This window comes from Citrobacter sp. Cf088 (genome assembly GCF_030334295.1).
Lineage (GTDB): Bacteria > Pseudomonadota > Gammaproteobacteria > Enterobacterales > Enterobacteriaceae > Citrobacter > Citrobacter freundii.
In genome coordinates, this window is sequence record NZ_JAOWEE010000058.1 from 91,191 (window position 1) to 104,259 (window position 13,069).

The 13,069-nt window shown below is 47.1% G+C and carries 16 protein-coding genes and 1 tRNA gene; 14 read left to right on the forward strand and 3 right to left on the reverse strand.

All coding sequences use genetic code 11. The features are described from left to right. The first annotated feature begins 3 nt into the window (after nt 1–3). Nucleotides 4–1,102 (forward strand): peptide chain release factor 2 gene (gene prfB / locus OGV71_RS23785; RefSeq protein ID WP_096878465.1). Its coding sequence is split into 2 segments (ribosomal slippage): nt 4–78 and nt 80–1,102, totalling 1,098 coding nucleotides; the frame shifts between segments, so codons are not numbered across the junction. Between the two features lie 9 nt (nt 1,103–1,111). Then, nucleotides 1,112–2,629 (forward strand): lysine--tRNA ligase, encoded by a 1,518-nt coding sequence (gene lysS, locus OGV71_RS23790; protein WP_003026911.1) that lies wholly within the window; start codon nt 1,112–1,114, stop codon nt 2,627–2,629. Nucleotides 2,630–2,706: 77 nt separating this feature from the next. Here lysS and idi read toward each other — a convergent pair whose 3' ends face one another. After that, nucleotides 2,707–3,261 carry an isopentenyl-diphosphate Delta-isomerase gene (gene idi / locus OGV71_RS23795; RefSeq protein WP_003026905.1) on the reverse strand — a complete coding sequence of 185 codons (555 nt, stop codon included), beginning with the start codon at nt 3,259–3,261 and terminating at the stop codon, nt 2,707–2,709. 166 nt (nt 3,262–3,427) lie between these two features. On the opposite strand from idi, the gene actS reads away from it, so the two are divergent. From actS to OGV71_RS23810, 3 genes are all read left to right on the forward strand, one after another. After that, nucleotides 3,428–4,186: an amidase activator ActS gene (gene actS, locus OGV71_RS23800; RefSeq protein ID WP_054528925.1), complete on the forward strand. Its 759-nt coding sequence runs from the start codon at nt 3,428–3,430 to the stop codon at nt 4,184–4,186. Nucleotides 4,187–4,265: 79 nt separating this feature from the next. After that, nucleotides 4,266–4,339, forward strand: a tRNA-Gly gene (locus tag OGV71_RS23805). A 551-nt stretch (nt 4,340–4,890) separates the two neighbouring features. Then, nucleotides 4,891–5,358, forward strand: coding sequence for a DUF1643 domain-containing protein (locus tag OGV71_RS23810; protein ID WP_032932915.1), 468 nt, complete (start codon nt 4,891–4,893; stop codon nt 5,356–5,358). Between the two features lie 128 nt (nt 5,359–5,486). Here OGV71_RS23810 and OGV71_RS23815 read toward each other — a convergent pair whose 3' ends face one another. Together OGV71_RS23815 and OGV71_RS23820 are read right to left on the reverse strand one after the other, a co-directional pair. After that, the gene (locus OGV71_RS23815; protein ID WP_003026895.1) at nt 5,487–5,705 is read right to left on the reverse strand and encodes a hypothetical protein; all 219 of its coding nucleotides are present in this window, start codon (nt 5,703–5,705) and stop codon (nt 5,487–5,489) included. Further along, nucleotides 5,699–6,277, reverse strand: coding sequence for a tyrosine-type recombinase/integrase (locus OGV71_RS23820; protein ID WP_003026893.1), 579 nt, complete (start codon nt 6,275–6,277; stop codon nt 5,699–5,701). The genes OGV71_RS23815 and OGV71_RS23820 overlap by 7 nt, the downstream gene beginning before the upstream one ends. A 2,043-nt stretch (nt 6,278–8,320) precedes the next feature. Here OGV71_RS23820 and OGV71_RS23825 point away from each other — a divergent pair. The 9 genes from OGV71_RS23825 to OGV71_RS23865 all read left to right on the forward strand — a co-directional run bounded on the left by OGV71_RS23825 (nt 8,321) and on the right by OGV71_RS23865 (nt 13,035). Further along, nucleotides 8,321–8,488 carry a hypothetical protein gene (locus tag OGV71_RS23825; protein ID WP_008321359.1) on the forward strand — a complete coding sequence of 56 codons (168 nt, stop codon included), beginning with the start codon at nt 8,321–8,323 and terminating at the stop codon, nt 8,486–8,488. A 102-nt stretch (nt 8,489–8,590) separates the two neighbouring features. Beyond that, nucleotides 8,591–9,424, forward strand: a complete 834-nt coding sequence (locus OGV71_RS23830; protein WP_003026886.1) for a winged helix-turn-helix domain-containing protein — start codon at nt 8,591–8,593, stop codon at nt 9,422–9,424. Nucleotides 9,425–9,432: 8 nt separating this feature from the next. Continuing rightward, nucleotides 9,433–9,714, forward strand: coding sequence for a hypothetical protein (locus tag OGV71_RS23835; protein ID WP_008321362.1), 282 nt, complete (start codon nt 9,433–9,435; stop codon nt 9,712–9,714). Nucleotides 9,715–9,823: 109 nt separating this feature from the next. Then, the gene (locus OGV71_RS23840; protein WP_003026883.1) at nt 9,824–10,207 is read left to right on the forward strand and encodes a hypothetical protein; all 384 of its coding nucleotides are present in this window, start codon (nt 9,824–9,826) and stop codon (nt 10,205–10,207) included. Next, on the forward strand, nt 10,200–10,409 hold the full coding sequence (locus OGV71_RS23845) for a hypothetical protein (RefSeq protein WP_003026879.1): 210 nt from the start codon (nt 10,200–10,202) through the stop codon (nt 10,407–10,409). The genes OGV71_RS23840 and OGV71_RS23845 overlap by 8 nt, the downstream gene beginning before the upstream one ends. Next, nucleotides 10,399–10,731 (forward strand): hypothetical protein, encoded by a 333-nt coding sequence (locus tag OGV71_RS23850; RefSeq protein ID WP_003026876.1) that lies wholly within the window; start codon nt 10,399–10,401, stop codon nt 10,729–10,731. Before OGV71_RS23845 ends, OGV71_RS23850 begins: the two co-directional genes overlap by 11 nt. Nucleotides 10,732–11,375: 644 nt before the next feature. Further along, nucleotides 11,376–11,597 carry a hypothetical protein gene (locus OGV71_RS23855; RefSeq protein ID WP_003026872.1) on the forward strand — a complete coding sequence of 74 codons (222 nt, stop codon included), beginning with the start codon at nt 11,376–11,378 and terminating at the stop codon, nt 11,595–11,597. Between the two features lie 3 nt (nt 11,598–11,600). Then, a complete protein-coding gene (locus tag OGV71_RS23860) occupies nt 11,601–11,978 on the forward strand; it encodes a hypothetical protein (protein ID WP_003026868.1) in 378 nt (125 codons plus the stop codon). A 16-nt stretch (nt 11,979–11,994) separates the two neighbouring features. Beyond that, nucleotides 11,995–13,035 (forward strand): major capsid protein, encoded by a 1,041-nt coding sequence (locus tag OGV71_RS23865; RefSeq protein WP_008321365.1) that lies wholly within the window; start codon nt 11,995–11,997, stop codon nt 13,033–13,035. Nucleotides 13,036–13,069: the final 34 nt, after the last annotated feature.

Here is a 13,069-nt window from a genome sequence, read left to right on the forward strand (position 1 = left end):
ACAATGTTTGAAATTAATCCGGTAAATAACCGCATTCAGGACCTCACGGAGCGCTCTGACGTTCTTAGGGGGTATCTTTGACTATGATGCCAAGAAAGAGCGTCTGGAAGAAGTAAACGCCGAGCTGGAACAGCCGGACGTGTGGAACGAACCCGAACGCGCTCAGGCGCTGGGCAAAGAGCGTTCCTCCCTTGAGGCCATCGTTGATACGCTCGATCAGATGAGCCAGGGCCTGGAAGATGTCTCCGGCCTGCTGGAACTGGCTGTAGAAGCCGACGACGAAGAAACCTTTAACGAAGCCGTAGCAGAACTCGATACGCTGGAAGATAAGCTGGCCCAGCTGGAATTTCGTCGTATGTTCTCCGGTGAATATGACAGCGCGGATTGCTATCTCGATATTCAGGCAGGTTCTGGCGGTACGGAAGCGCAGGACTGGGCAAGCATGCTGATGCGCATGTATCTGCGTTGGGCTGAAGCGCGTGGCTTTAAGACTGAAATCATTGAAGAGTCTGAAGGTGAAGTAGCGGGTATTAAATCCGTGACCATCAGAATTGCTGGTGAATATGCGTACGGTTGGCTGCGTACTGAAACCGGCGTACACCGCCTGGTACGTAAGAGTCCGTTCGACTCCGGCGGACGTCGCCATACGTCGTTCAGTTCGGCGTTTGTTTATCCGGAAGTTGACGATGATATTGATATCGATATCAACCCGGCGGACCTGCGTATCGACGTTTACCGTGCCTCCGGTGCAGGCGGTCAGCACGTTAACCGTACGGAATCTGCGGTGCGTATTACCCACATCCCGACCGGGATTGTGACGCAGTGTCAGAACGACCGTTCCCAGCACAAGAACAAAGACCAGGCCATGAAGCAGATGAAAGCGAAGCTTTATGAACTGGAAATGCAGAAGAAGAATGCCGAGAAACAGGCGATGGAAGACACCAAGTCAGATATCGGCTGGGGTAGCCAGATTCGTTCTTATGTCCTTGATGACTCCCGCATCAAAGATCTGCGTACCGGGGTTGAAACCCGTAACACGCAGGCGGTGCTGGATGGCAGCCTGGATCAATTTATCGAAGCAAGTTTGAAAGCAGGGTTATGAGGAACCAACATGTCTGAACAACACGTACAGGGCGCTGACGCGGTAGCCGACCTTAACAATGAACTGAAAACGCGCCGTGAGAAGCTGGCGAGCCTGCGTGAGCAGGGGATCCCGTTCCCGAACGATTTCCGTCGCGATCATACCTCAGACCAACTGCATGCTGACTTCGACGCGAAAGAAAACGAAGAGCTGGAAGCGCTGAACATTGAGGTATCCGTTGCTGGCCGTATGATGACCCGTCGTATTATGGGTAAAGCATCATTCGTTACGCTGCAGGACGTTGGCGGCCGTATTCAGCTGTACGTTGCTCGCGATGACCTGCCGGAAGGCGTCTACAACGAGCAGTTCAAAAAATGGGATCTGGGCGATATCCTCGGCGCGAAAGGTAAGTTGTTCAAGACCAAGACCGGTGAGCTGTCTATCCACTGCACCGAACTGCGTCTGCTGACCAAAGCGCTGCGCCCGCTGCCGGACAAATTCCACGGTCTGCAGGATCAGGAAGCACGCTATCGTCAACGTTACCTGGATCTCATCTCTAACGATGAATCCCGCAATACCTTTAAAGTGCGTTCACAGATTATGGCTGGCATCCGTCAGTTCATGGTTGCTCGCGGCTTTATGGAAGTCGAAACCCCGATGATGCAGGTGATCCCAGGCGGTGCGGCAGCGCGTCCGTTTATCACCCATCATAACGCGCTGGATCTGGACATGTACCTGCGTATCGCGCCGGAACTTTACCTCAAGCGTCTGGTGGTTGGCGGCTTCGAACGCGTATTCGAAATTAACCGTAACTTCCGTAACGAAGGCATCTCTGTTCGCCATAACCCAGAGTTCACCATGATGGAACTCTACATGGCTTATGCGGACTACAAAGATCTCATCGAACTGACTGAATCTCTGTTCCGTACGTTGGCGCAGAACGTTCTGGGAACGACTGAAGTGCCTTACGGTGAAGAAGTCTTCGACTTCGGTAAGCCGTTTGAAAAACTGACCATGCGCGAAGCGATTCAGAAATACCGTCCGGAAACCAACATGGCCGATCTGGATAACTTCGATTCTGCAAAAGCGATTGCTGAATCTATCGGCATCAAAGTTGAGAAGAGCTGGGGTCTGGGCCGTATTGTGACCGAGATCTTTGAAGAAGTTGCAGAAGCGCACCTGATTCAACCAACCTTCATTACCGAGTATCCGGCAGAAGTTTCTCCGCTGGCGCGTCGTAATGACGAAAACCCGGAAATCACCGATCGCTTCGAATTCTTCATCGGCGGACGTGAGATCGGTAACGGCTTCAGCGAGCTGAACGATGCCGAAGATCAGGCGCAGCGTTTCCAGGATCAGGTTAACGCCAAAGATGCGGGTGATGACGAAGCGATGTTCTACGACGAAGACTACGTTACCGCTCTGGAACACGGTCTGCCGCCGACTGCGGGTCTGGGCATCGGTATCGATCGTATGGTTATGCTGTTCACCAACAGCCACACCATCCGTGACGTGATCCTGTTCCCGGCGATGCGCCCGGTTAAGTAAGATGTGAAATGCCGGATGGCGGCTGACGCCTTATCCGGCCTACGATTCGTTATGTAGGCCAGATAAACGTAGCGCCATCAGGCAATAATTTGTTGGCAGTAATTCTGCAACAGCGCACGCGCTTCTTTGTTTGCAACCTGCATTACCATCCACGGGCTGAAAGCCCACGGCGTCGCGTCAATCCCGCTTAAGACATCCTCAAAATTGCTCCACTGGCAATCCATCACTTCATCTGGGTTTAGCTGTAGCTCACTGACGATATGTGCGGCATAAACCGGACATACTTCGTTTTCAACTATTCCACTCGGGTCCGTGGCGCGATAACGAAAATCAGCGTATACGGGGGTGAGCAAGTTGATATCTGCACCCAGTTCGAAGCGAGCCCGGCGGACAATAGCGACTTCGTTGGTTTCACCCAACTGCGGGTGACCGCAGACAGAGTTAGTCCAGACACCTGGCCAGGCTTTTTTGTGCAGCGAGCGGCGGGTGACCAGCAGTTGGCCCTGCTCGTTAAATATCCAGCACGAGAAAGCGGAGTGCAGGGGGGTTGTGGCGGTATGCGCCGCATACTTTTCCAGCGTTCCGCAGGGTTGGTCCTGCTCATTCAATAAAATGACATGTTCCTGTCGCATAGCGTCCACCATCAATCTTAAGCACTCACATTATATGCTTAATTAAGTCAGAGTGATTAACAGAGGGTGTGAAATGCCAGAGCTGCCGGTTCGTTGCGCGATATGATTTGGCATCCGGTTTCTGGCTGCTATGATAAAGCGTCTGAAAATGTTGCGAGGTATTGTTTTGAGTGCAGGACGCCTGAAGAAAAATGGCCTGGGTATCGTGATGCTGCTGTGTGTCGGTCTGCTGTTAGTGGGCTGTTCCGGGAGCAAGTCGTCTGATACAGGAAGTTATTCCGGCTCCGTGTATACCGTGAAGCGGGGAGATACGCTATACCGTATTTCGCGCGCCACCGGTACCAGCGTGAAAGAGATCGCTCGCCTGAATAACATTTCACCCCCCTATACCATTGAAGTGGGGCAAAAGCTGAAGGTCAGCGGCGGCGCGAAAACCAGTTCTGGATCTGGCAAAACAACCAAGAAATCCTCAACCAAAACGGCGGCGGTCAGACCATCTTCTTCTGTGCCGCAGTCGTCCTGGCCACCAGTAGGGCAACGTTGCTGGCAGTGGCCTGCCAGCGGTAAGGTGATCCTGCCTTATTCTACGGCGGACGGTGGCAATAAGGGCATTGATATCTCGGCTGCGCGCGGTACGCCGATTTATGCGGCCGGAGCAGGAAAGGTGGTTTATGTCGGTAATCAGCTGCGGGGCTACGGTAATCTCATCATGATTAAGCACAGTGAGGACTACATCACTGCGTATGCGCATAATGACACCATGCTGGTGAACAACGGTCAAAACGTGAAGGCCGGGCAGAAGATAGCGACGATGGGCAGCTCGGATGCGACGACGGTGCGCCTGCATTTCCAAATCCGCTACCGGGCAACGGCTATCGATCCGCTGCGTTATTTACCGCCGCAGGGGAGTAAGCCAAAATGCTGACGGTGAATTAATCGCCAGTCAGTCGGTTAGTCCCTTGCCAAGAAGAGCGTAAGGTTTATAATCCCTTACGCACTTCAATGCGGGCGTAGTTCAATGGTAGAACGAGAGCTTCCCAAGCTCTATACGAGGGTTCGATTCCCTTCGCCCGCTCCAGAATCTCCCCAAGTGGAACCGTTCGAAAATCTCCGGTTCTTTCAGCATGTTACGCAGTAGTGCTTACTAACATGCTTATGCGTTCTACCATAGTTCACTACTTTGACACTTGTCACGAATGGTTACTCGGTGAAATGAGAGTGTAGCCAATCGTCGGCGGTGGTTTCAAGTTCTTACCGCGATAGTCCAACAATGAACGCAAAGCCTACACCAGGCAGCGACGGATCGCACTTCTCATTAACTTTTAACCGTTCCACACTTAGCGCGGTGTCCCGTTACAGCCTGTCGTGATGACACGCCACGGATAAACGAGCAAATGATGGGAATCCTAACCAGTCCGGGAAAGGGGCTGGCTCTCTCGTGGTGTTCACCGTGCCATAAACGAACGGTACTCGATAAGAGAACGGTTAACTGACAAACACCCCTGATGATGCGCCTATGGCGCTTTTATGGTGTCCCATCACGGCGCTAAAAGACTTCTATTGCCTGGCGCTTAACAAGTTGATAAACCTGTTGGTACGAACACAACTAAAAAAGGTTTTCAAATGGAAATGTTAAAAAGTGCGGTGTTCTCAGATTGTAAGCAGTATTGCTATTCAATAACCAGGACTTGGGATGAAACAAAACCCTATGTAGTCTTTATAGGTCTGAACCCTTCCTATGCTGATGCTGAAAAAGACGATCGTACCATGGGCCGTTGCATCTCGTTTGCGAAAAGCTGGGGATGGGGTGGGGTGCGTATTGTCAATCTGTTTGCATACGTACACACTAATCGCTTCGAAATGATGAGAATGGCTAATCCTGTTGGTTCAGATAATGATCGCTACATAGTTGAAACGGTAGCTAATGCTGGATTGGTGGTTGCTGCATGGGGCGATGACGGACGGCATTTAAATCGCTCTGATACCGTGCGTGCTCTTCTGCCTTCTGATACGAAATGTTTTAAAATCAATGTAACAGGTGAACCAAAACATCCTCTCCTTGTGAATAGAAATGCCGTTCTAATTCCATTTACTTAAATTATCAATTGAATGTGATTAATGTAACACATACTTAATCCTGCAAGGAAAATGCCGATGTCATGGATTTGTAACGCGCACGGTGGCACCGTTCCAGATAAAGCTGGTGATCGGCTCTTCCTCTTTTTTCACTCTTCTGAATCCTCTGTATTGAAGGTTTTCGCATACGGACATTTCCCCTTAATTACGTAGGTGAACAGATAAATGCTGTTATGATACGTGCATAGCGTTTTTCCGCTCTCCGTCTGTTCCTCCTGTGGGTTGACCATTGTTATCTGTCCGGCGGTTGCCAGGGCTGGCAGTAGCGCCAGCGTCAGCACAATCAAGCCTTTCATGTTGATCACCATTCTAAAGAAAACTCCTCTGTTAAATCGTCCTGCACGTCCTGACCATACCCGATGTAATACATGGTTGAGCGTGGATCTGTCTGTCCCAGGAAATGGGCGATTGTCTCTATAGCTACCCCTGCATCGAACATCACACGGCCCCGGCTTTTACGTGGTGTATGGCATCCCACATTAGAGAATCCTGCTCTACGGCCCATCTTCCCAAATTCAGTAAAAACGGTGTTACGGGTGACGGCGTGGCCTTTGCTACGGAGATCGCCCTTGCTAAAGATAAAAGCTGTCTTTACAGGCATAGCGGCTTGTTCTGCCTTGCGTTGTGCCACCACTGACAGCATCGCGGCTGTCACCTTCGGCCTTACCACGTTTCCGGTTTTCTCCTGCTTCACCTTGAGGTGAGATTGCCCTTCTACATCCTCATACTTGAGCTTGAGCACGTCAGAGATACGTAACCCGCTCTCATACATAAACACCCACAAGCAATAGAACAGGTTGCTTCTGGCGTTGCGCTGTAGCTCTGCCGCCACTGCTTTAACTTCGTCTGCACTCTTTAGCGCCTGGCTAATACCTTTCATCTTTACCCCTCCTCATGTTCGTTTCGTTGAAATCATCATTGATCAGAAATTGATCATTTTCAATAAGTTGTACGATACGTAAATTTAAGAAGAGCACAAAATGATCAAAATGTGTGCGCGGTTGCCTGACCTATCGAACACCGCCCGATGCACTTCCCCAATTCCAGTCGTGGAAAATGGCAAATATCAGTAAGTGGTTGAAAAATAAATGAAAACACATTGAATTACATGGTTCATGAAACAGTTGCTTTGTCAAGTGATTTATTTTTGATGGCGGGGTGTTACCCCTGTTTGCACGGTGAAACGATGGAAAAGCATACTGAATGAGCTAAATCAATAATTTACAGAATACACTTTACGAAAGTGTATCGAATCGGGTGAGATCTGCACGGTAAATGAGAGGTTTTCTCATTTGTGACGATGGGATTTGAGTCGATGAGAATTGTTCTCAACAATGGCGGTTTTGGCATAAAAATAAACCGATGCTTCATTTTTAGAGAAAGTCGTTAAGCAAATTGCACCTACCATGAAAGTGTTCATTGTGGACAATGATCGCTGTGAGCCGCACGGCGTAAGGTTTTATGTAACATGACTGATAGTTTCATTTGTTACTATCTTGATGGCTATGGCAACTTTCCCCCGTATTAATGGCCTTCTTTACCTGCGAATTACCAGCGGATTACGCTCCAGTTTGATAGGGATAACCTTTGGTTAATCTAAGATTAATCTTAGGTGTTGTTGTATGTGCGATTCGTAGTGAGCAGGGCGACGGTCTACCGTTGGGGGAAGGGCTGAAAGTAACGTTTTGGTACTCTCGTAATACACGGGGAAAAACCCGTCTATCGAAATTAGCAGGATGAAGGATACTCGGGAAAAACCCGACTGTTCAGAATGGATACACGGGAAAAACCCAAGTATTCGGCACTGATACCAGGGAAAAACCCGCCCAATAGAAAGAGATTTTAGAAATCGATTCTAAAGAAAGAGATTTCTAAAAGATCTGTGTTTTGCGCTTGTCGCAAAGATCATTTGCTGGCGTGTATCGCCTGGCAAGTGACCTGTTTCGCCTTTGGGTGGCTCCTCGGTCAGCCGCTCACGACGCAGCAAAGCGTTACTCTGTATCTTCTGGACTCGTGCAAACTTCGTTTCTGACGAGAGTCAGGCACGAACGATTATTTGCCATCGGCAAGAGATCGCTTTCGCCGCGGGCGAATACCATTGCGCTGTGCGCGGAATTACCATCTGACCAACCAACTACCGTTGATTGACCATCTGATAAGCTGACTAACTTTAACCATCTATTCATGAACTAACGTTCACCCATGCAAGGTTTCAGTAAGTCAGTGGCTAAGGCTTCACTGTTCGCTGATGGCTCCAGTTCATCCAGCCTTAATCCAATACCAACACCTACTATCCTGATAACTACCGTTATCCCTTTGTAGTTGTGCTATTGATTTCGGGAGTAAGTGCCAGAGGTGCGCCATACGTCACCAGTACGCACAGGAAGCCCGTAGAGCGATTTTTATAGGGTGGGTGGTGATTGGTAGCCTGAAAGCGTCAGAACGCCGTAGAGAGCGTTACATGCTGTTTTGTTGGTGGCTGTCTTCTCTGGTGGCAAGTTCTACCACAAAAATAGATTGACTTCCACTGTTTATTTCGTATATAAAGAGCACTAATCGCAAAGCAAAAATATAACCACCTGAAAAAGATCAAAAAAATCCAAAGAAATTGCCGTTTTGGTATTGACAAACGTTAGCGTTCTATGGTATTCTTAATACTAAGAAGGGGAGAAAACCTTCCGAAACTTTTCAGCCCTGGGCGGGGTAACTGCCTGGGGCTTTTTGCATCCAAAATCCGAAGGAGGCCATTATTGAAGTATTACAGCAGTGACCAGGTGTTTAATGATCTGGTGAACGGCGAAGTGAAACGCCACGTTATTTACGCATCTATGCAAGCAGCAAAATCGAGAGGGTATACAGACCGAGTGAAAATCTTCGCAGATGCTCTCGCCCGTTATGACCAATACCGAAAGGAGAAACCAGTATGATCGAGAAGAGAACCAAATTACCGCCGTCCACATCGTTAATGATCCCGGATGCGACATTTCAGATTTTATTCAAAGAAGCGAAGCGCCGAAAAATGAGCGTAAGCGCACTCCTTCTTGAAGAATGCCAAAGTCTGGCGGTCAAATACTCGAAAGCTGGCGCGTAATAGCAGCGTTCCAGCGTTAACACCCACCCCACGAATGAGAAGCGGAGAAAACTAAATGAAGAGCATTCGTAATTTACTGAGCATACATAGGAGCAAACAACGATGGCAAAGAACAACTTTATCGACGGGGAAGTATACAAATACGCCTCAATCGAAGAAGCATTATTATCAGCAACTCGAATTACAAATCTCAAAACAGGCGAGTCAGTAAAGCTAATCGGTAACGATAAATTATCATACATGATCCTCCGAAAGAGATTTCATTTATTCACCGACCAATCAACAGACAATAAGTATTATACAACTGGTAAGCACTACGACACCATTGAAAGTATCGCTGAGGCAATCGGTGTTTCTGACGTTGGTACAGTGAGCAGTGCAATTGGCAGAATGGAAGCCGCCGGACTGCTAACCAAAAAGAGATTTGGAAAAACTTACGAATGGACAGTTGTCGATCTCACTCCAGAATTATTTCTTCTCGAACGTAACACCGGGACGGCAAAAAAGCCTGTCTGGGTGGATTGTCTGAAACATCCCGTGTTTGGTAACGCCAAAGAATCCGCGCCAGCCGTTCAGCCGGAGGAGCAAAGCGACGATCCGATGTGTAACCTTGACGAAGCACCGGAAGAGGAAGCGCCAGCGCCGGAAAAAGTGAAGCCAGCACCCAAGCCAAAGCCCACGAAGAAACCAGCGGCAAGGAAAGCACCCTCCAAACAGCAAACCGTCTCCCCGTTCGAGTTTAAAACGCCACGAGATGAAAACCGGGATTGGTGGTATTTGGAACGCTACAACGATGCAGATCAGTTTACTGGATTTAATGACTTTGATTTGCCTTATCTGGCAATGTTTGAGAGTCAGGGGAAGTTAATAAATCAACATTCAATCCAGTATCTTAAAACCAAACGCGGAGCATACGAACGATCACAACAAACTTAGGAGTAACATTGAATAAACTATACCTATTGAACGAAGCCACACATCATCAAATAGAATGTAACACTGTCTGCCAACGTCTTTATTATCACCTTGCATCTCTTAAACGTGAAAGCGGAGCAATAAAAGCCACCGTGAAACACATTGCTGATGGTGTCGGTATAAGTGAAAGTGGGGCGCGGTATTGGATGTTATTAATGCACGATGCAGCCGTTATAACTATGGAACGTCACGGCAAGTATTACGACATTACCGTAAACGAAGCGGTGAGCTTCATTACTACAACCAACTAAGAAACAATACGGGAAACTTTTATGATCATCGCTATGTATTGGTTATTTGCATTTTACGCAGTATGGACATTAACGAGAAAAAACGGAAGTTTCCCTCTACGAGGAATTAATGGGACGAAAAGAAAGAAATACGCTCTCCCGCCTTGAGCGAGAGAATAAAAGCAGAATCAAAAAAAACACCCGTCTTTATGTAAAATCTCTGGAAGAAATTTCAGGGGAATTAATTGAAACAATGACAGAAGTACATTCAACACCGCCCTCTGTGGAAGAGTGGGCCGCGTTAAATGATCTTCTCGAAAGTTCGAGCGGATTGTATTACAAACCACGTAGACGCAAAGTTTATAGTTGGGATGATTCAAATTTGAAGAAATGGCAATGCCTGGGCTTCTCATCCCTTGAGCATTACATCACTTATAACCAGATAAATAACACCGTAGCCGGATTGAGAGAACTTGACGGCTTATTTTTAACGGAGAATGACAACTATGATTGAAGAAATCACACAACACCCACATTTTAAAGAACGTGTTGAATACGTAGAATACCTATTCGGACAAGCCCTCTCTCTCGAAAAAGAAAATAAAATAGAAGAGATCTCACTTATCGTTGATGTACTGGCTACAGAGGCCGCGCCATTCCTGGCAGGGATTCAGGCTATCAAAGCTATTAAGGAGCGTATGCAAGATGCAGAATAATCACCCTGAATGGCTAACAGACGTCCTGCACCAATTCCACTATGAACATCACGCCCCACTCCTGGAAGCTGTAAACACCATGCAGAGAGACAGAACACCGCAAAGCCTGATGCAGGTGGTGGCGCTTATGATGACGGCTTGTAGCGAGTTAGGGAGCATCTCTACAGCTTGTATGCAGGTTGAAGGGCTACAGGATGATCCGGCATTGCTGGAAGAGCTTAACGAACTTGTAGCAAGCATTCAGGATGTTAAAGAGCAAGTGGATGAAATTATTGAAGAATTCAAATCCTCTGGTATTAAAGAGGAATGCGCTATAACATAAGTGTTACGAAATAGCTTGACAATTTGTGCTTTTTATGTCATAATAAGTTATAGGGTAAGTATTCGAATCACTTCTCCCATAGATGGCTATTCCTCCCCTTGTAGGGATAGTCCTCTTCTCTAAAATCATTCCTCTTGATTTTTGGTTGTGTTCTTTATTGCTACGTTTCGTTTGTTTCTAGCAAGGATTTTCCACTGCTTTATTTATTGCCTCTTCTCAATAAATAGGGGGTATCCGGTGGAGAACACCTTCCCTTTGAAAGCAATAATTCACAACGAGTGATTTTATAGAAGAGCAATTCCGCTCTTTACAGCTATTACTTTGTTTATAACAACGTGTAGTTGTCAGACGACACTATTTAAATGAATGGGAAACTGTTTCATGTCTACATGATCAAGTGTTTGAATAATGGTTTGCCTGTAGCTTACAGTAATGTAAGCACCCCTCTTATTAATTATTGAGCTTCCCGAAAGGTTGAATAGCTAATGAGATTCCATAGATTATTATTGCCAGCGTGGAAACACGTTTAATAATCTCGGCTGGATTTCCTCCTAAGATTGCCAGCCTCCCAATAAGCCCCTTAATTGGGGTTTATTTCACCCCTGTAGTAACAAATTTGTTAAGGAAACAAAGCAATTTTTCTAATGAACTATGACCGTGTGATCACTCACAAATCCTCTTCACTTGTCCTCACTGAAAAGATGATTAAACAAGCTGCTGATGTATTCGGAGTAAGTGTAGAAGAGATTCGAGCGGCTACAGAAAAATTCTGGCCTACCGCCACGATCACAAAATCAAATACCCCTCACCCATTATCAGGGCTTGAGAAACGATTAAAAATAATAGCAATAGCAAAAGGAAAATAACCAATGCAATTTGGAACATTTCAAACATTAAACGGGGATAACAGCCACGCCCGTTATAAAGTGGTGGCTTACGCATCTGATGCAATTATGCAGGACAAGCTGATCCGTGTGGAATCCGGTATTCCTGCCGATCTCATTGTTGGCGATCTCGTAACCGCAACAGGTGCAAAAGCTGCCACCCCTGGTGACATTGCGTATGTTGTCGTAGAACCTGCACGCGCTGGTGATAAGGCGTTTATTGTAGCTTCTCCAGAACATACTATTTTAGCCCTGGTTGGCGTTGAATTTGGAAGCCTGGATAAATCTCTGGCTCAAGCGCAATTAGCAACCCTTGGCTTTACTTTCACTGATTTTGACACTGTAGCACTACGCACTACCTAATAAGGAAATTAAAATAATGTCTAAAGATTTATTCTCTGGTGTAGTGTACGACAGTTTTACAAGCCCGTTCACTTTCAGCACTCAGCTAAACCGTATTATTTCAAATCTGGGCTTATTCCGTCAGGAATCCCACAACGTAAATCTGATCGCCCTCGAAAAGATTACCGATGTTAAAAATCTGGTGGCTAAGGAAAATAGCCCATACGCTCAAAGCGATTGGAACTCTGCACAACGTCCAGAATTTAGCAATGCACTATACCAGCTTAAATACCACGGTATTCTAAACAGTGTAACCTCTCTTGACCTGCAACAATACGCCGCGCGTGGAATTGCTGACACTGCCGATCAGGTGTCAATTGCATTGAGTGATTTCTCAGATAGCCAGTATTCTATGGCAGAAAACGCCGTTGAAATTGATCTGGTGAATGCTCTGTTAGGACTTCGTGTTAATAGCGACTATGCAGGACAAGGCGATCTTGATTTCCTTGCTGGCGGTACTCGTACAGAATACACCCTGGACACTTCCGACACTGCGAACATCTTCGAACAACTAAGCGAGATTGCCCGTATTCAGAATGTGGCTCTTGGTGAAGGGCTGGCACAACAGAAACAAGGTGCTGTGATCCTGGCTTCTGGCGCTGCTGCTAAGGCTCTGCGTTACCATCCATCTATTAAAGATTTTATGGTGTACACCCTAAGCGTAAATAGTTCTGACAACTTCTATACACGAACTGTAGAGAGTAACCCTGCTTACGAGGTGTGGACTCTGAACGGGATCACGGTGATCGATGTGACAGGCTATAGCCTCATTAGTGACAAGATCGGTGTGGACGGCTTCGCCTACATCCCACGCATGGCTGACACTGCAAACGCGCTTGTTCTTCATACTGGTATTGGTGTTCGTCATCTGACGCTTGGCAAGTCTGCCACCCTTCACAATCAGTATGTTGTTTCAGATGCTAAATGGCAATTCCCATCTATTGCAACGGAAACCAGCTATTTAGCGATTAACAACATTCCTACGGCTATTGTTTTCGGTAGCGTTTCAGCAAGCTGACCATAAATAGAAAATCATGAGCATAGGGGAGGGG